The sequence below is a fragment of the Halomonas sp. H2 genome (assembly GCF_050215315.1).
Taxonomy (GTDB): Bacteria; Pseudomonadota; Gammaproteobacteria; order Pseudomonadales; family Halomonadaceae; genus Vreelandella.
Map to the genome: position 1 here is coordinate 747144 of NZ_CP189760.1, position 18152 is coordinate 765295.

Consider the following 18152-nt stretch of genomic DNA (forward strand, 5'->3'; position numbering starts at 1 on the left):
CATGGATAAATTACACATCCTGTGGGAAGGGTCGGGGCTATATAACCTGGAAGTAGGCCAGGCCGCGATGATTGCGGTGGGTCTCTTGCTGTTGTACCTGGCGATCTACAAGAAATACGAACCGCTGCTACTGGTCCCGATCGGTTTCGGCGGCATCCTGGCCAATATTCCCGAAGCGGGGCTGGCGATTTCCGCGCTGGACCAAGCCATCGAGGTGGCCAAGCCCGCTGTGCTCAGCCAGATCGCGTCGGCGTTGGGGGCAACCCTGGACCCGCTGGCCAGTGTCGAAGGCTGGCGAGAGTCGCTAAAAGCGATGGCCCATGACGCCGCTGCCCCGGATCAGCTGCGCGCGGCTAAGGATGTCGCCATGAGTGTCGGTTACGGCGATGGCATGCTCTACAGCTTCTATAGCGTCGCGATCGCTTCAGGCATTGCGCCGCTGATCATCTTCATGGGCGTGGGGGCGATGACCGACTTCGGCCCGCTGCTGGCCAACCCACGTACGCTGTTCCTGGGGGCCGCTGCGCAGTTTGGCATTTTCGCCACACTGTTTGGTGCGGTGGCACTGTCATCAATGGGGGCGATGGACTTCTCGCTGAAGCAGGCGGCCGCCATCGGCATCATCGGCGGGGCGGACGGCCCGACCTCGATTTACGTGTCCAGCGTCCTGGCGCCGGAACTGCTGGGGGCCATTGCGGTGGCGGCCTACGCCTATATGGCGCTGGTGCCGCTGATTCAGCCGCCGATCATGAAGCTTTTGACCTCGCGTAGGGAACGCGAAATCACCATGACCCAGCTGCGGCCGGTCTCGAAGCTGGAAAAAATCGTCTTCCCGCTGATGCTGCTGATACTGGTCGCGCTGTTTCTTCCCGATGCCGCGCCGCTGCTGGGCATGTTCTGCTTCGGCAACCTGATGCGCGAGTGTGGCGTGGTCGAGCGACTCTCCGATACCGCCCAGAATGCGCTGATCAATATCGTCACCATCATTCTGGGGCTTTCGGTCGGTTCCAAGCTGATGGCGGAAAGTTTTCTGTCGGTGGAGACGCTGGGCATTCTGGGGCTAGGCATTGTGGCCTTCGGGATCGGCACCGCTGCAGGGGTATTGATGGCCAAGCTGATGAACCTGATGAGCAAGATGCCGATAAATCCGTTAATCGGTGCCGCCGGTGTCTCGGCGGTCCCCATGGCGGCGCGGGTGGCCAACAAAGTGGGGTTGGAGTCCAATCCGCACAATTTCCTGCTGATGCATGCCATGGGACCCAACGTGGCCGGGGTGATTGGCTCAGCCGTAGCCGCGGGGGTAATGATCAAGTATCTTGGGTGACGGTCTTCTGCGCTCGACGAGGCAAGGCGAAAGGTATCGAATAAGCTGAATTTCTAATGATGTAATAATCATTCTAATGATACCTTTCAAAACCGCCTTATCGAGCGCTTAATGCCACTGAGCTTTCAATGGATGATAATCTATAGTAACCATGCTTGGCTATGTGAATCGCCATGGTGCGACACGAGAACATCCTCGCGGCCCTAGTCAGCATGGGGTTAGATGAGGCAAATGAGTGCACCCGCGACGTACTCGACCAGCATTGGCGACACTCACAGTTGAATGTGTTTATGCTGCTGAGTTGATTAGGATATAAGGGAAGGAAGTCTGCGCAGTTCTGAAATAGTAGTCAGAAGTGAGTTGAGTGCCTCTTTGTCACTTATTTCGTTGGAATTATAGTAATCCGCAATTTTAAGCATTTGATGAATTCTGACTTTAATTTGAGTAGAGGCCCCATCTTCTCTGACTGTATCAATTGATTCTAAGTGAATTAGTTCGCTAGCCAAATGAATATATCTCGACAGAGTGTCGTTTGATGCGTGCATAGTAATTTTGCGGCACGCAGTAGCGGCCACAGTTAAGATGTTCTGAAAGCTTCCAGTACTGCCTAATCTCTTTAATTCCTGTGCCACTGTTAAAGTTATGAATCTGTGGCGGAAAGAGTGGTTCGTAATGTGCCTGAGGTCACGAGAGTACTTGCTTTCATTTATAATTTTTTTGGCATAGTTTTTTAGATATGATGGTTTAAGCGCATTTCCGTTTCTTGAATCGACAAAAATAGAGTCGTGAGTAATTGATGGAAATTTTTGCTCCATTAGATCAATATGCCAAAGTAATATCTGAATATCGTCATGAGTCACTCTTACCTCTCTTGTTTTTCCTTTGTATTTGCCTTTCACAATTGGAATGTTTCGTATTACGGGAGCTTTTTTAAAATCTAGAAGATGAGCGGCTGCCGCTTTTACTGAGGATCTTTTGGTTCGGTGTACTTCGGTAATCCTAGAGCCAGTAATTTCTAGCAATGTTGTAAGTGCCTGCCATCTGCTTAGTAAAAAATCATCAATTTCTGGATGAAAAGTAGTGCAATTTATAGCATCAAGCCATTTCTCCAATTCATGATCACGAATATATTCTATCCCAGCATCTATGTGAATAAGTCCTTCTACGCAGTGATGCGTAAGATATTTTATCTCACGATATCCTTTTCTAAAAATTTTCTCTCCAATATGTACCTTGTAATCAGCAGCTTCATTTTTATCGTAAGTAGCTAACATTGCTTCTGGATGCTGATTTGAGTAAAAGGCAATGTATTTTAGTACTAGTCTTACATGAGTGATGATTGTAGAGTCTGCTACTCCTCTATCTTTAAGATAATCAACGAATTCATATAGGTTACTATCGTTTACCTCGCTAATAGAAGTATTTTCGTACTCAAGAAATGAGCAGAATATATTTAAATTATAGGCTTTTTTTATGACAGTAGAAGCGAAAGGTTTAATATTATAGACTTGCGCTCCTCCTCCGATATACGTTATAAAAGCGTTGGCATCCCAGTCCAATTGTCCATTTTTCTTTAATATGAGAGGAACCTGGCAGGATGTTTTGTCTGTTATTTTTCTGCTTGTTAAGAGGAAGCTAAGGTTAGGTTCTTTAGCAATTATAACTTTTGACATTATTTAACATTCCAAAGTCTTTTTTTGCCTAAAATTTGAGCTTGCTCTAGAATTAAAGATCTTATAGATTCATCGACTTTCCTGTCCTCACGATATCTATCTGTTACCTGAAGATAAGCTCGATATACTTCTGCTAGTGCATTTTTTAAATCTTCGTTTTCTCTACGTAACTGAGATAGCGTATCATCTTTATGTCTATTAGTATTCCCTAAATTGTCAGAACTATTTTTTTCAGAAAGCCTTATGTTAGTTTTTTTGATTGACTTGAGGAGTAATTTTAAAGCGTGAGCATTATGCGGTGCATAGGCTGTATTGCGGGAAAAAGATACTATATTGACAAGATGTTCATCACTCCATTTGAAAGCAGCTTCCTGAGAAATATAGGTACCTTTTAAACCTAGGCTTGATGGGATATCTTCAATGGTCTTTATCAAGTCCATTAAACGAGACTTAGCAAGTATCGATTTTGTAATATCATTTTTCTTTTTCTGAACCTCAGTGGATGTTTGGCCTGGTTTAAATTTAGACATCAGTCATTTTCCTCGTTATCAATAAAATAAAAGAAGACTTCATTTTGTTCAATTTTAAAGAACCGCACTTGTTGATTTGTTATTGCTTTGTGCTCTTCAATAAGCTTTCGAACCAAAGGTTGAATAACAGTGGTAACGCTGGAATTTTGTCTTGCTTCTTTGACAATATCTAATATTTTGTCATCAGCATTAATAGACTTATGGATTGAAGAAGCAATTTTTGAAATTGTTTCTTCAGCCTCATCGATCCATTCGTCAGTAGGAGAGATTTCGGCATAGTGAAATGTCTGATCCAAATCAGCATGACCCATAAACCAAGAAAGCTCTTCTAAGCCAGAATCCTGGGCAAAATTAAAATATAAAACAGCAAAAAAACGACGAAAATGGTGAGGTTTTGGATACCATCTCTTGCCGTTGATTAGCGGGGACTGGCTCCAATCAGCAAATATCGATAAATTATCATATAGCGCATCTTCAGGAAGAGGCTTGAATTGGACTTTACCCGTGTTCTTATTTTTGTAGAGATTGACGATGAGAGAGCGATGACTGATGCTTTTACTGAATAAAAAAGACTTATTATCTTCCGAGAAAATATTTCTTCTCTCTTCAACTTGACTGACAAACGAAGCAAATTCAAGTCCATAGTCGTATATGAGATTAGGGATTGGGCGGTAAACTTGCTCAAGCTGCCATCGTTCAGAGGATTTAGGGATACGTAATACTATATCGTAAAGACCATCCATTGGAGATTGCACAAAGCAATCTCGAGACAAGCTTAGAAGTGATGTTATCCTAGCACTTGTGAATGTGGCGAGCAGAATGAAAACTGCACCGATGTATAATCGTGTCGCCTGATGAAAAAAAGTCTGATTGTCCATCTCCCCAAGATAGTCTGCTGCTGTGCTTGCATGACATGAGAGTTTTTTCAGCTCTTTGAGTGAGTCAGGCAGGGTGATATTTTCAAACAGTCCTTGCTGAAGACTTGCACAATTTTGATCGTATTTTTTAACTCCAACAGAGCTTATGAGTTTTTTTTCTGCTCTAGTAAAATTACTTAAATATTCTCGTAGAGCTTCACCATACTTTCGACAAAATAAAAGTGAGGAAGAAATTTTATGGAGGCATATATAGGCAGGTAACAAAGCAGTTCTTTGAGAGCTGACCATCATTTCAAAGATTAATTTTCCGCCTGCAAAAAGACTCATTGAAGAATGAGAAAATTTGTATACTTGGCTTGGGCGTGCAGTAAAGAGTGCCTCTAATTTGGAAATTTCATTAGAGATGGTTTTCTCACTTGGCAACAGAATTTGTTCTACCTCAAATGGGTTCTTTGCAGAGTTTTGATATTCCTTTTTATAATTCCCTTCTGCTTGAAACTCTACATTATTATATTCTAGAAAACTGATCACTTTAGATTTAAGGCTGTACAGTTTTCTTGAGGTGATGTTAAAATTTAATCGTACTTCCGCCCAGTTAATATCTTTACGACATGTGCATCGGGTTAAAACGAAATCAACAGTTTTGCTGAAAAGCTGTTCTTCGACTTCAAAGTCTAACAGATAACCCTCTAAATGCTTGAATTTAATTTCTGAAAGTAATCTTATTGCAGGTTTACCTTCTTTTGAATTAATTTCGTTAGAATGCCTTATGACATGACACGCTGTAGCAAGTATTTTTGCTATTCTTTTAGGTCTTGTGATTTTACCTTTTGCATCTAAGTAAAGAAGACTGTTTTGAATGTCTCTTAGTAGGTGCTTGTTCGCTAAGTCTGTGAGTAAACTGTCTTCGGAGACATATTTTGAAAAGTTGATTTTGTTGGAAAAATTTAGTGCTTTACTGTAGTCGACTTCGAAACCGACGATTGTAACTTCCCATATTGTGTCGTAAACACTGCTATTGATCATCCAAGAAGGCTTGGTGTATTCATACATAGCCGGGTTGTCTATAATTTCATGATGGTTTTTTGGCTCTTTAAATGGGCTGATTCCTGTCTTTTCCATTTTTAAATATCTCCTGAACTATTTAATTTTCTTTCAGCCTGTCTCAAAAGTTGCTTCATGATAACTGGCCCTTCAGCTATTTTTTCAATTGCGGTTTTACAATATGACTTTAGGTTCTCTTCCTTTCCCACTTTTAAGTATCGGAGTGCTAATATGATATTTGTAAGTGAAACACAAAAATAAATAGTAAGTTCATCTTCTTTGCAATCTTGGGGAGATATCAAAGTTTCATACAGACGCCCTCCCATATCAGGATTCGTAAACGCTTTTTTAAGCTCCAGTTCATATTGTTGTGATGTTAGACCTGCATATTTGGCATTATCTTGTTCATGCGCAACACTCATATACAACAAAATGTTTTGAAAAGATCGTATTTTAACTCGATAGACGAGTTCTGTGAGATAAGGTGGAATGTATCGATGGAGTGTAGTCTTGACGGAATTTCCTAGATAGGAAGCCGTTTTTAGAGAATCTCCATTAGATGTCAGATAAATCCATATAGCCTTAGTTGTTCTAATTTTTTTGAGTGTAGCGAGTTTTAGGGCTGGGCTTTCAACAGCAGCTACACCACGAATTTTATTAAAGGCATTTTGAAAACTTTCGGGACTAGGTCTTTCAAAGGAAGATTTTGTTGAACAAAGCCATAGGTCTTTAAATTTAGTACTTTCTCTTCCTCGTTCTGTCATTTCAAGAGCCATTTTTAGACAGTCCGCAGCATTGATTTTTTCTTCTTCTATTGAGCTGAGGTTCTGCAGCGTCCCGGATGGAACAACAGTCCTGGATCGGCGAGCCCGCGGTTTGGATGTTTTTAACCTTACTGAGCCGCTGTTAGTTATTTTAACAAATTCATGCCCACGGTTATCTGTATAAACCTTAACTTTGTATAGTGAGTAGGGGTTTATTCCTAGCTCCTCTACAATAATAATCTGCATGGCTGATGCTACTTCTACAGTTAAAGATAAATGCGCTTTAACCTCTTCAGTAAGAGCTAATCCAGTTAGCTTAGGTCTTTTCTGCTGTCCTGTGAACTGGTCATAAAAGTGGTCGAAGTAGGCGATTAGGTTTTCAAGCCTTAGACCCGCCTTATTCACGAGGGCGCTGATTGAGCGGTCTGAAGGTACTGGCTGTTGGCATTGCTTATCAGGATTCGCCTCTTCAGCGCGAGTGGCTGTTGAGTAATGCCAGAACGCAGCCCTTTTCCTACTTACTTATAGCTCTTTGGAATCAATGGCGGCCGTCCAAGCAGCCGTGATCGCCGACCGCCGCTCCGGTCGCTCGCTTTCTGATGCTGTGGTGGTCTCGCAGGAGCGTCAGCTCAGTGCGGTCAGCTTCGGTAGCCCCTTCAGCAGCGTCGGCCACCACTTGTCGGCGGCGGCACCCAGATGAACGGTGATTCGCCGAGCGTGCAGCCTCAGCGTGGCGGCGACCTTGAGCACCTGCTCGCGCATCCGACTCAGACTCCAGCCTTGTCGGGTTTGCCGCTCCAGGAGGCAGCGCAGGCCATGCAGGACCTGGTAGGCGTAGAGACTGAGCAGCAAGCTCACCTCGTTGCGCGCCATCACGTCCTGAACGGTGGAGGCGCCGCGATCGGTCGACGAGAGGTGCACGTCGAGCGCCGACTTCACTTCGCCCATGTGCGCCTCGGCGCTGCCGCGCTTGCGATAGAGTGCTAGGACCTTCTCTGGCGGCCAGTCGAACTTGCTGAGGTTGGTGACCAGGAAGAAGGCATGCAGCAGCAGGTCATCGGGGCGTTCCTGCACCACTAGCACTACGCGCCGCGGTGCCGACCAGGAGCCGGCTTGGTACTCCAGATCGTGGCACCACTCGCGAGGCTGCTCGGGTGGCCGGCCGGGTGGCCGCTTCAGGAGCGGTGCTGCCAGCTTCTGTAGACCGGTGTGACTGCGCAACCGGCCCAGGTATTCGATCTCCCGATCCTCCAGGGCCTCCAGCGTCGCGTTATCGGTAAAACCGGCGTCGATGCGCACACGAACCTGTGCCCCGGTGCTCTCGTTGAGTCGTCGTACCAGATGCGGGATCCAGGTGTCGGCGTTCTCTGCCGGGCCGGCGTTACCCTCTCGCAGTAGCCCGCCGACCATATCGCCGGTTTCGGCTAGCGAGGCGACCAGCGGTGAGTAGATCCGCGCACCGTAAAGGCCATGATACGCCGAGCCGCCCTGATGTCCGTGGACCTCGATTGGCAGGCCGTCGATGTCCAGGGTCAGCTGTTTGGGGCGCTCGCCGTTCTTCAGCGAGGTCAGGCGCCAGACCACCAGTCGCAGCAGGCCTTCGTGCACGGCATCGATGTTGTCGTCTCGGCCGAGGCAGGTCAGCAGCCGCGACAGCGTGGCTTGAGACGGCCTGTCCTGCGCCAATGGCGTCGTCCCGCGCGCATCGCTGCAGGCCAGCTGCCAGAGCGGGTCACGGCGCAGCGTGTCGGTATCGCTGAGGTCGATCCAGCCCATCGCGCGCTGCAGCACCAGGGTGCGTAGCTGACTGGCCAGCGAGTGGCGGATACGCAGCGGGTGACGCGGATCGACCAGGTTGTCTTCGAGCGCCTCAATCACGCCGCTGTTGTCGAGGGCTTCACGCAACAGCAGAGCGCCGCTGTCGCTGGTGGTGCGCTGGCCGCTCAGCTCGACACGGACAGAGCCGTTGCACGAGGGCGTCCAGGTGGATAGGCTTTCACCCATGGCGAGTGGTCCTCTTGAATCATGTTCTGGCAGGAACATCCTGATTCTACAAGAGAAAACCACTCGCCATCTTCGTTTTCAGGTGAGTCTCGTGAATAAGCCGGGTTAGAGGGTTTGCTTGGAAAAATGGGTTCAGCCGAAATGCTGTATTTTTCTTACTTAAGGAAGGGATTTTGTAATCATCAGATTTAAGAAAATCAGATCTTTGACTATTGTTTATTAAAATGCTTCTGTTGCTGAAATTTTGATACGCTTGCCATACAATTTTGCGAGCTGCTTGAATAAGTTTGTCTAAATTAATTCTTAGATCAATGGTGAGATTTTGAATGAAATTCTCTGTGTTGCAGAATTTTTCTATTTCCCGATCATCATAAATAAAAATTGAACTTAGAATAGGGTTGCCTACTCTAATTTTCTGTGCATTTGTATCTCTGCGTAAGTTATCGGGGAAATCTGTTTCTTTTGGTATAAGACCGTGATTCTGTAATACAATGCATGCATTTTTAACGTTCTGGTATCTTGAGTAAGACGTATTTCGACCGTAGTCAGTAAGTTGTGAGTTTCTGAATTTTAGGAGCTCACCTTCAATCACCCTAGGTTGTTGATGCCATGACTTTGTAGTGGTCAAGTAAAACTGGCCACCGCCTTATAGTTAACCCAGTACTTTTCCTCTGCCTGGTTCGGACTCATACCACCGTTATGCTGGTGAGGCCTAAGCTGGCTGTAATACCCGATTAAATAGTTCACGATATGATGCTGCCCCTGCAAGAATGAGCGATAGCCATACGTTGGCACCCATTCAACCTTTAAGCTCCTGAAGAAACGCTCCATTGGCGCATTATCCCAGCAGTTACCACGTCGGCTTAGGCTTTGTTTTACCTGGCATTTCCAGAGTGTCTGACGGAACTTACGGCTCGTATAATGACTGCCCTGGTCGCTGTGGAACATAACCCCTTTTGGCCGCCCACGGCTCTCATAAGCCATTTTCAATGCGCTGCTGGTGAGTTCGCTATCGGGCGATAACGACATCGACCAGCCAATCGTTTTCCTAGCAAATAAGTCCATGACAACGGCTAGATAAGCCCAGCGTTTGCCAGTCCAGATATATGTGACGTCGCCACACCAAACGCGGTTGGGCGCCTCAACGTTAAACTGACGCGCTAAGTGGTTCGGTACCTCAACATGTTCATCACCTGTTTTCTTGTAGGTGTGCCCAGGCACTTGGCAGCTAATTAGGCCAAGCTTTTCCATCAGGCGGCCAGCGCGATAGCGACTTAACGGCACATCCTGCCTTGTCGCCATCTCTGCGATGCTGCGCGCCCCTGCAGAGCCTTCGCTCTCGCGAAAGAGCTCTCTGACCTTGGCTATTTCCTTAGTCTTCGTGGCACACACAGGTCTTTTTGAACGTTGTCTCCAGTATTTAAAGCTGCTGCGATGCACGCCAAACACGTCACACAGTTTTTTTACCGGGTAGCTCGTCTTGAGTTTCTCGATTAGCGAGAAGTGTTCAGGGAGTCCGACATCAAGAGAGCGGTAGCCTTTTTTAGGATGTCTTTTTCCATCTCAATGTCACGGATGCGCTTTTCAAGCTCGCGAATCCTGAGCTGATCGGGTGTCATGGGCGTTGCTTTAGGGCTTTGGCCATCACGCTCTTGGCGTAACTGACGAACCCATTTATCCATGCTCGAATACCCCACATTCATGGCTTCAGCCGCTTCTCTAACTGTATAGTTTTGATCAACGACTAGCTGTGCTGCTTCGAGCCGGAATTCAGGGCTAAAGTTACGTTTTGGTCTTGTTGCCATGCTGCCACCTAGTGATGTCTTGGTGCATATTAGCACCTCTAATTAGGTGGCCAAATTCACTATGCCACTACACTTATAGCTCTTGGAGACTTGTTGTAGAAAAATGGAAATAGGGTTTCTATGGTGTTTTGGGTGCTTGAAGTTATAGACATGTTCACAGAGGCGCTTAGCAATTTCAGGCGTGCATGTATCCGATAGGGTTTTTTTGAATGCTTCGTCCGCAGAATCTTGTTTGTGGCCAAGCCTGCTCAAATATGATCTATCTAGTTTTTGTTCTTTGTAAGTTTTATGTGCTTCAGCACTTTTAGGACTGGAGGGAAATATGTAGTCGCTAGAAAGAAAACCTTGCTCCACAAGTTTATCTAAAAGCAACCTAATTTCTAGTAATTTTTTGTTCACAACTAGATAGGTATAGACTGTACATAAATGGTTTCGGACAAAAGTTAGTGCTTTTGTTAAACCTGGAGTGTCATCAATTTTGATCGAAGGTGATAGTATCCCGATGTAAGAATGAAGGCAAAGAGCTAAATCGGATCGCTTGTAAGGTGGGAGGCTAGCAGAGTACTTCCTTATTAGATCTATGCATTCTTTGCTTAAATCTACAGAAATGCCATCAAACTTTACGGTGCTCGACAAGAGATGTATCCTTTTTGAAAGTTTCAATTAGGTCCAGCTTAGCTTTGAATTCTAAATAAGCAAGCAATTACAGTAACATAGCCTAAATGATGAAGCGTTATGAAAGTGACACTCAGACGTTATCCCCCAAGTAGTGCGCGTACATAGCGAGTTGCGGTCTGTTGACGCTAGGGCAATTGTTTTTCCCGAACAGTGCCCGGTGTGTGGCTCGGCAATCGAACGCTTGGAAGGCGAAGCGGTGGCGCGCTGTTCGGGGGGGCTTTATTGCGCGGCGCAGCGTAAAGAAGCGTTGAAGCACTTTGCTAGCCGTAAAGCGCTGGATATTGACGGCTTGGGCGAAAAGTTGATTGTGCAGCTGGTCGACTTGAACTGGGTGGAGTCCCCGGCTGCGCTGTTTCACTTGTCCGTAGAGCAATTGCAAAGCCTGCCCCGGATGGGCGAGAAGTCAGCGACTAATTTGGTCAATGCTCTCGAGGCTGCCAAAGCGACCACCCTGGCGCGGTTTATTTACGCGCTGGGTATTCGTGAAGTAGGCGAAGCGACGGCGGCGAACCTTGCCAATCACTTTGGCACCCTGGAGGGAGTTCAATACGCTGAGCTGGCCGCGCTGGAAGCGGTTAATGATGTAGGCCCGATTGTCGCCGCTCATGTGCATACTTTCTTCCGCCAGCCGCATAATCAGGACACCATTGCCGCGTTGATTGAAGCCGGTATTACCTGGGTAGAGGCGGAAGTCACCCAGGGCCCAACGCCGCTGGTGGGCCAAACCTGGGTGCTGACAGGGTCGCTTGAGAGCATGACCCGAGATGAAGGCAAGGCGCGCTTGCAGGCGCTGGGCGCCAAGGTGGCGAGCAGCGTCTCGAAAAAAACCACCTGTTTGGTTGCAGGTGAAGCGGCAGGCAGCAAACTTACCAAAGCCGAACAGATGGGCGTAGAAGTAATAGATGAAGCCACCTTTATTGAACGTTTGGCAGAGTGGGAGCAGAGTTAATGAGCCGTTTTATTGAAGTGCCCGCAAGAATGCTGCCACCGGAAACCCTCGATGCGTTACTAGAGGCGTTTGTGACTCGCCAGGGCTACGACACCACCGACACCACGGGCGAGGGAATGCACGGCTGGGTAGCCGAGCTGAAAAAGCAGCTTGAGCGCAACGAGCTAATCATCGCCCACGACCTTGAGCTAGAGATGACCGAGGTCATGACCCTAGCCCGGTGGCGGTCGTTTGGAAGAGACATAGCCGACGACGAGGAAGAGGGCGATATCTAGGCTTTTTTTAAGCGTTCCCACCACGAATAATCGCACTGATAATGCGCCGACCTGGATGCAGGTGATCCACCAGCGACGCTTCTAGCGGCATCGGTTCATCGCACATTCGTGAGGCAATCACCTCGGCGCATAGTGGCGCGCTAGCCAATCCCCGTGAGCCGTGGGCCGTCGACATCCACAGGCCGGGATAGTGCTCGCCAAGCGTATCCGCCACGCGAGTGGCGTCTTTGCTGAGCAATGCATAGTCAGTGCGCCACGCCTCTGCTACCGGCACTGGCCCTGCGTAAGGGGTTTTGTCGGGGCTTGCCGCACGTACCGCCGTACGGCCCTGTAGCTTTGCAGGGGTAAGCGCTACTCCCGCCTGTTCCAGCTCTTCTACCAATGCAGGCAGCGTTTGACGCAACTCATCGATATTGCGTTGGTGATCCTCTACTGTTACATCGATTGCCGCGTTATTGGGCACAAAGCTGGCGCCGAAGGTCAGCACGCCATCCAGGGCCGGGGCGACATAGCCGCCCGCGCAAATCACCCGCTTGGGTCCCGATACTGATTCAGGCAAGTTGATTTCGCTAGTCTGGCCGCGCACTGACTGCAGCGGCAGTGCTTCGGTTTGGGCAAAGCGATTGGCTAAATGGGCGCTGGCAATCACCACCTGGTCCGCCTCAAGTGTGCTGCCATCGGCAAGATTGAGCTGCCAGCCATGCTCTCGCTTAGTCAGGGAGCTAACATCGCCTTGCTGCAAGCTAATGTTTGACTGGCTAAGCAAGTGCTCACACAGCGCCTTCGGGCGCACCCAACCCGCCTGTGGATAATAAAGCCCATGGGGGGCGTCAATTCTTATGGTTGCCGTAGCGGTTAGTGCCGGATTCTCCAGGGCGGTGACGATGTCGTTGGGCAGCGGGTGGTGTTCAATAAAACGCTGCTGACGGCGAGCCTCTTTATCGCTGCTCGCCAGTTGCACCACGCCGCTGGGCTGCCATAAGGGGTGGGAGGCATGCTGCTGTGCCAGCCAGCGCTGGCTATACAGCAATCCCGCGAGATAAACACGGCTCTGGTGATTGGTCTCAGCGGCGAGCTTTACATACAGTGCGCCCTGGCGATTGCCCGAACCGCCCGCGCCGGGGGCCTCGCGCTCTACCACCGTTACCTTCACCCCTCGCCGCGCCAGCGCCGCTGCCACGCTGCTGCCCGCCAGCCCGGCGCCGACGACTACAACGTGCTTGACTGAGGCCAACGGCGGTGGTGTAAACCAGGGCGTTGATTGGCGGCGCTGATCGACGGGCGGCGTCTCAATACTGCCGGCAAGCATTTCCCGCTTGCGCCCATAACCCAGCACTTTTTTCCAGTTAAAGCCTGCCGCTTTCAAGCCGCGCTTTACAATACCTGCACAGGTAAACGTTGCGAAAGTAGCGCCAGGGCGCGAGCGGGCGGCCATGGCGTTAAACAGCTCAGGCTGCCACATATCGGGATTCTTAGAGGGCGCAAAGCCATCTAAAAACCAAGCGTCGACCTGGCCGTCTAATTGCGCTAAACGCTCGGTGGTATCACCAAAATGGAGATCAAGCGTGACGCGCTTCGTTAGATGCAGGCGGTGAATGCCGCTCACCGCAGCGGGCCACTGGGCGCACAGCGTGTGTGCATAACTGGCGAGTGAGGGCCAGCTCGCGAGCGCTTGTTCGAGCGCACTCCGCTCAAGGGGGAATTTCTCTGTGGATAACAGATGCAGGCGGGCATTAGGGGGCGCATGGTGTTCGAAACAGGCCCAGGCGCAGAGCATGTTGAGGCCGGTGCCAAAGCCGGTTTCACCAATCACAAAGGGGCGCGTTGCCTGCCAATCGGCAAAGCGTTCGGGAAGATGGTTGGCGCCAAGAAATACATGTTCGGTTTCAGCGCGCCCATCGCCACGGGTGAAGTAGACATCATCAAACGCCTGAGAGTGGGGCGCTCCCTCGTTCCAGGTAAGTGTTGGCGTGGTTAATGCTGCAAGGGGAGGTAAAGCGTTTAGGCGTTGGGTCAAGCAGGCATCCATCTTGGTGAACAGGTGGTTAAAAAATGATCAATTTGCCGGCGCTGGCGCTATCTCTGGCTTAGCGCAAAGCGTCCGCCGGGTTTGCACAGAGTTTTCCACAGGCTCTGTGAAAAACTCTTTTCAAACCCGACAAACCCTCCATACTTGCCTGTTGGGGTCAAGGCAAAGCTTTTTTGAATGGCTTAACAATGACCTTGGCATAGACGCCAGCAATTATGTAAGGGTCAGCATCGGCCCAGGCCTTGGCGTCTTCCAGGCTGTCAAATTCCGCCACGACAAGGCTGCCGGTGAAGCCTGCATCGCCGGGATTTTCAGCGTCGATAGCAGGGTGAGGGCCCGCTAATACAATGCGTCCCTCATCACGCAGCACTTCAAGTCGCGCCAAGTGGTCGGGCCGGGCGGCTAAGCGGCGCTCTAAACTATTGGCGACATCTTCACTGATAATGGCATACAGCATTTTTGTATAACTCCTTGATAAAACGGGTAAGCAACGTAACCGCTAATTGACCGCACTGGCTTAAGCGCGCACCATATCTTACCCACTGTTCTGGCTTGTTGTGAACGATTCATTCACGCGCTGAACAGCGCGTTTTACGATATCTTAAAAGCGCATTCTGACAAACTGTCCACACGGCGTCATTTATGTCCCGACTTCCTTACACCTTTGATGCCGATCAACGCTACCCAGTTGATTTGCACATGCACTCGACTGCCTCCGATGGCGCGCTAACGCCCACCGAGCTGGTTACGTTGTGCGCTGAGCGCGGGCTGACGCATATGTCGCTTACCGACCACGATACCATGGACGGCATTGAAGAAGCGGGCCGCGCGGCTGAGCAAGCAGGACTGTGCCTTGTTCCTGGCTGTGAGTTATCCACACGCTGGCAGGGTGTGAATATTCATGTGGTCGCGCTAATGCCTGGCGGCTTGCAGGGGCTAATGCTGGAAGGCCTGACTCAGCAGCGTGAAGCGCGCATTCAGCGCGCGGAGGTGATTGCCGAGCGGCTGGAAAAAGTCGGTTTATCCAACGCTTTGGAAAAAGCCCGCCTTCACGCTGGCAGCGACCGTCCCCTGGGCCGCCCAGATTTTGCCCGAGCGTTGGTAGCGGAAGGCGTGGTGCCCGACTGGGCCAGCGCATTTAAGCGCTATTTGGGCAGCGGTAAGAAGGGCGATGTTAAAGCTCACTGGCCGGAAATCAGCGAGGCCGTGAGCTGGATTGTCGAATCTGGCGGTGTGGCCGTGATTGCCCATCCGCTGCGCCACGGCTTAACCCGGCGTAAGCGTGGCCTATTGATGGACACCTTTCAGGCGGCGGGCGGGCAAGCGGTCGAGCTGGTCAGCGGCCAGCAGAACCCAGACAGCACCCGCGATTTGGCGCGTCAGTTGGTCGAGCGCGAGCTGTACGCCTCCATGGGCAGCGACTTTCACTTTCCTGGCAGCCATGCCGCGCCTGGCAGTATGAGCTTAATTCCGCGCACGGCGGCGCCACCGATATGGCAGCATCCTCGCTTGGAGCATTTACGCGAGGCGCCAGCAGGTACGCTTGCAGCGGGATGATTCGCTAACGTTTACACTGTGTCATATGAGTGCTTTATGCATAGAGCCTACGGATAGGAGTAACTTATGAGCCAGTATTTTCAGATTCATCCGGAAAACCCCCAAAAGCGCTTGATCGATCAGGCGATTGAGATCATCCGTAAAGGCGGCGTGGTGGCGTATCCCACTGATTCGGGCTATGCCCTAGGCTGCCACTTGGGCGAAAAGAAGGCCGTCGAAAAAATTAAATGGCTGCGTTCGTTAGACGACAAGCACAACTTTACCCTGGTGTGCTCTGATCTGTCGGAAATTGGTACTTACGCCAAAGTAGATAACGACGTGTTCCGGCTGCTGAAAGCCCATACGCCTGGACCCTATACCTATATTCTAGATGCAACATCCGAAGTGCCGCGCCTGCTGCTGCACCCTAAGCGTCGCTCGATTGGCGTGCGCGTGCCTGATCACCGCATTACCCATGCGCTACTGGCGGCGTTAGGCGAGCCGTTAATGAGCGTCACGCTGATTGCGGTGGGCGATGACCTGCCCATGAACGACCCGGAAGAGATCCGCGAACGTTTTGGCGCCCACCTGGATGCCATTATTGACGGTGGCGCCTGTCATTTAGACCCCACCAGCGTTATCGACCTGCGCGAACTGCCGCCGAAAATTGTGCGCGAAGGACGCGGTGATATCACGCCGTTTCAGCCCTAAGGAGCGCCCTGCGGGGCGCCTTTGTTGGTGTCGTCTTTACTGGCATCTTGGTTATCTTCGTCTTTGTTACGCGGGTCTTCGCTATCTTCGTCTAACCAAGTGCCGCAGCGCAGGCAGTAGCGGGCTTTTTTGTCATGGCGGTCGTGCCCGCAGCCGGGGCAGGCTTCCTCGGAGTGGCGATCCTCGCGAATCGAGCGAATCACCTGGGCGGAGAACACCCCGGTGGGCACGGCGATAATTGAGTAGCCGAGCAGCATCAGCACCATGGTGATCGCTTTGCCTAACGCGGTGGCGGGGACAATATCGCCGTAGCCGACCGTGGTCATGCTCACGATGGCCCAGTACATCGACATAGGAATACTGGTAAAGCCCGCCTCCGGCGATTCGATGGTGTACATCAGTGCCGCAAACAGCGTGATCACCATAAAAATAGCCGAGAAAAACAGCAGTATTTGACGCAGGCTGCGTTTGAGAGCGTCCATTAAGAGGCTGGCTTCGCCGACAAACTCCATCAAACGCAAAATGCGGAAAATGCGCAGCACCCGCAGTAATCGAACAATCACTAACGCATGCGCCCCAGGCACCAGCAGTACCAGCCAAGTGGGTAAAATGGCGATTAAGTCGACGATGCCGTAAAAGCTTTTTAGATAGAGTAAAGGGCGTTCAAGGCAGTAAATTCGCACCAGCAACTCAACGCTGAACAGTATCGTCAGCGCCCACTCGATGTAGAAGAAAACAGGCCCGTAGCGCTCGGCGTAAACCTCAATACTATCCAGTAGGATAACCACGACGCTGATTAGAATGGCCACGATCAAAGCGATATCAAACGCTTTCGCCCCCGGTGTATCAGACTCGAAAATGATATGGAACAGGCGGGCGCGCAGGCCTTCCGCAGCGGGGGTTAAGTGTAAATTCATTGCATCATCCTGAAGAGGCCTCGAATCAGCGTTAGCGTAGCGCGGTTTGCAAAGTCAAGCGATGCGCAAGTGTCAACGCCGCTTTACCATAGTCAGCCGTTGGCTGGCCATTTGCCTGTAGTGCGCTGGGAAGCGCCTGGGCAAAAGCGCGAGCCGACTCGTCGAGTGCCGGGTGTTCGGCAAGCTGTCTTAACGCCGCTTGGGCATCGCTCAGAAAAGCCGCCTGTTGGCTGTCGTGGTAGGCATCTAGCGCCAGCGTAGCACGGTGTAGCCACTCTGCTGGGGAGTGCGCTGTAGGTAACAGCCAGCACTGTGCGCTTAGCGCATTGCCGCGCGCCGCTTTGCTGCTATCTGAGGGGCGCAGCGGAACCTGTTCGGCGAGTTGCAGTGCTAATGTCCACAGCGATTCAGGGTCGCCATCTTTCAGTTCAAGCTCTACTTCGCGAATGGGTGTGCGGTAGCCGCCACTAATAATCTCTCCTTCGTCCAATACTAGTTCAATATGGCTGCCCTGACTTGTGGCGTCTGGCATTGCTAAACCGGTTAACTGCCAACTGCGGCGTGAGAAGTCGGTACGCAGTTGAGGCGTCAGCGCAGGCAATACATCGGCGAGTTCGCCCTGGAAAGGGGGCAGCTTTGCGAGCGCCGCTAGATCTAGCGCGGGGCCAGGAACTTGCCACTCCCACTCCTGTCGTTGAGAGAGCCCGCCACCGCCTTGGCCTGCCGTTTTCACCGTAAGCAGCACGATGCCATCTACCTGGCGCAGGCGAACGGCGATGCGCGCCTTAGCCAAATCGCCTTCCGGCGTATCGAAATAGCTATTGGCCAGCGTTTGTTGGCGGGCGCTGGTGGTGCTCAGTAAAGGCTGCTCAAGCAGAGTGCTTGGGCCTGCCGGGGCAAGCGCTAGCTTAAGCTCCACTTCCATTGGGTTGGGGTTTTTCATGAAACTAGCTACCTTAATATTGTGGCATTTGAGTGAATATTTGATGACATTTATGAACTTTTCATGACGGCGGCGAGCACACTCATTATACT

At 50.5% G+C, this 18152-nt stretch carries 15 protein-coding genes and 1 pseudogene; 6 read left to right on the forward strand and 10 right to left on the reverse strand.

Translation table 11 applies throughout. The annotated features are described in order from the left end of the window. The first annotated feature begins 1 nt into the window (after position 1). On the forward strand, positions 2–1324 hold the full coding sequence (locus ACQE2I_RS03445; protein ID WP_427030102.1) for a sodium ion-translocating decarboxylase subunit beta: 1323 nt from the start codon (positions 2–4) through the stop codon (positions 1322–1324). Between the two features lie 173 nt (positions 1325–1497). Continuing rightward, positions 1498–1629 (forward strand): hypothetical protein, encoded by a 132-nt coding sequence (locus tag ACQE2I_RS03450; RefSeq protein ID WP_427030103.1) that lies wholly within the window; start codon positions 1498–1500, stop codon positions 1627–1629. Here the strand turns inward: ACQE2I_RS03450 and ACQE2I_RS03455 are convergent, their stop codons facing one another. From ACQE2I_RS03455 to ACQE2I_RS03480, 6 genes are all read right to left on the reverse strand, one after another. Then, complete coding sequence (locus tag ACQE2I_RS03455; protein ID WP_427030104.1) at positions 1630–2997, reverse strand: hypothetical protein; 1368 nt, start codon at positions 2995–2997, stop codon at positions 1630–1632. Next, positions 2997–3527, reverse strand: coding sequence for a hypothetical protein (locus ACQE2I_RS03460; protein ID WP_427030105.1), 531 nt, complete (start codon positions 3525–3527; stop codon positions 2997–2999). Before ACQE2I_RS03460 ends, ACQE2I_RS03455 begins: the two co-directional genes overlap by 1 nt. Beyond that, entirely contained in the window at positions 3527–5527 is a 2001-nt protein-coding gene (locus ACQE2I_RS03465) for a hypothetical protein (protein WP_427030106.1), read from the reverse strand. The genes ACQE2I_RS03460 and ACQE2I_RS03465 overlap by 1 nt, the downstream gene beginning before the upstream one ends. A gap of 2 nt (positions 5528–5529) precedes the next feature. Beyond that, positions 5530–6618, reverse strand: coding sequence for a hypothetical protein (locus tag ACQE2I_RS03470; RefSeq protein ID WP_427030107.1), 1089 nt, complete (start codon positions 6616–6618; stop codon positions 5530–5532). A 219-nt stretch (positions 6619–6837) separates the two neighbouring features. Further along, the gene (locus ACQE2I_RS03475; RefSeq protein ID WP_192536339.1) at positions 6838–8256 is read right to left on the reverse strand and encodes an IS1380-like element ISPsp9 family transposase; all 1419 of its coding nucleotides are present in this window, start codon (positions 8254–8256) and stop codon (positions 6838–6840) included. 585 nt (positions 8257–8841) lie between these two features. After that, positions 8842–10022 (reverse strand): IS3 family transposase gene (locus tag ACQE2I_RS03480; RefSeq protein WP_427029213.1). Its coding sequence is split into 2 segments (ribosomal slippage): positions 8842–9755 and positions 9755–10022, totalling 1182 coding nucleotides; the frame shifts between segments, so codons are not numbered across the junction. 751 nt (positions 10023–10773) lie between these two features. Here ACQE2I_RS03480 and ACQE2I_RS03485 point away from each other — a divergent pair. Together ACQE2I_RS03485 and ACQE2I_RS03490 are read left to right on the forward strand one after the other, a co-directional pair. Beyond that, positions 10774–11649: pseudogene (locus tag ACQE2I_RS03485) on the forward strand (helix-hairpin-helix domain-containing protein); the annotation flags it as partial. Next, the gene (locus ACQE2I_RS03490; RefSeq protein WP_308320442.1) at positions 11649–11924 is read left to right on the forward strand and encodes a YheU family protein; all 276 of its coding nucleotides are present in this window, start codon (positions 11649–11651) and stop codon (positions 11922–11924) included. The pseudogene ACQE2I_RS03485 and the gene ACQE2I_RS03490, both read left to right, overlap by 1 nt. A gap of 7 nt (positions 11925–11931) precedes the next feature. On the opposite strand, the gene mnmC is transcribed toward ACQE2I_RS03490, so the two are convergent. Both mnmC and ACQE2I_RS03500 read right to left on the reverse strand, forming a co-directional pair. Next, complete coding sequence (gene mnmC / locus ACQE2I_RS03495) at positions 11932–13941, reverse strand: bifunctional tRNA (5-methylaminomethyl-2-thiouridine)(34)-methyltransferase MnmD/FAD-dependent 5-carboxymethylaminomethyl-2-thiouridine(34) oxidoreductase MnmC (protein WP_427030108.1); 2010 nt, start codon at positions 13939–13941, stop codon at positions 11932–11934. A gap of 169 nt (positions 13942–14110) precedes the next feature. After that, positions 14111–14410, reverse strand: coding sequence for a YciI family protein (locus ACQE2I_RS03500; protein WP_427030109.1), 300 nt, complete (start codon positions 14408–14410; stop codon positions 14111–14113). A 185-nt stretch (positions 14411–14595) separates the two neighbouring features. Between ACQE2I_RS03500 and ACQE2I_RS03505 the strand changes: the two genes are divergently transcribed. Together ACQE2I_RS03505 and ACQE2I_RS03510 are read left to right on the forward strand one after the other, a co-directional pair. Then, entirely contained in the window at positions 14596–15510 is a 915-nt protein-coding gene (locus tag ACQE2I_RS03505; protein WP_427030110.1) for a PHP domain-containing protein, read from the forward strand. A gap of 66 nt (positions 15511–15576) precedes the next feature. Further along, positions 15577–16200: an L-threonylcarbamoyladenylate synthase gene (locus ACQE2I_RS03510; protein ID WP_427030111.1), complete on the forward strand. Its 624-nt coding sequence runs from the start codon at positions 15577–15579 to the stop codon at positions 16198–16200. Here the strand turns inward: ACQE2I_RS03510 and ACQE2I_RS03515 are convergent. Continuing rightward, entirely contained in the window at positions 16197–17117 is a 921-nt protein-coding gene (locus ACQE2I_RS03515; RefSeq protein WP_427030112.1) for an ion transporter, read from the reverse strand. The two genes, ACQE2I_RS03510 and ACQE2I_RS03515, sit on opposite strands and share 4 nt — an antisense overlap. Positions 17118–17148: 31 nt before the next feature. Then, entirely contained in the window at positions 17149–18060 is a 912-nt protein-coding gene (locus ACQE2I_RS03520) for a CYTH domain-containing protein (RefSeq protein WP_427030113.1), read from the reverse strand. Positions 18061–18152: the final 92 nt, after the last annotated feature.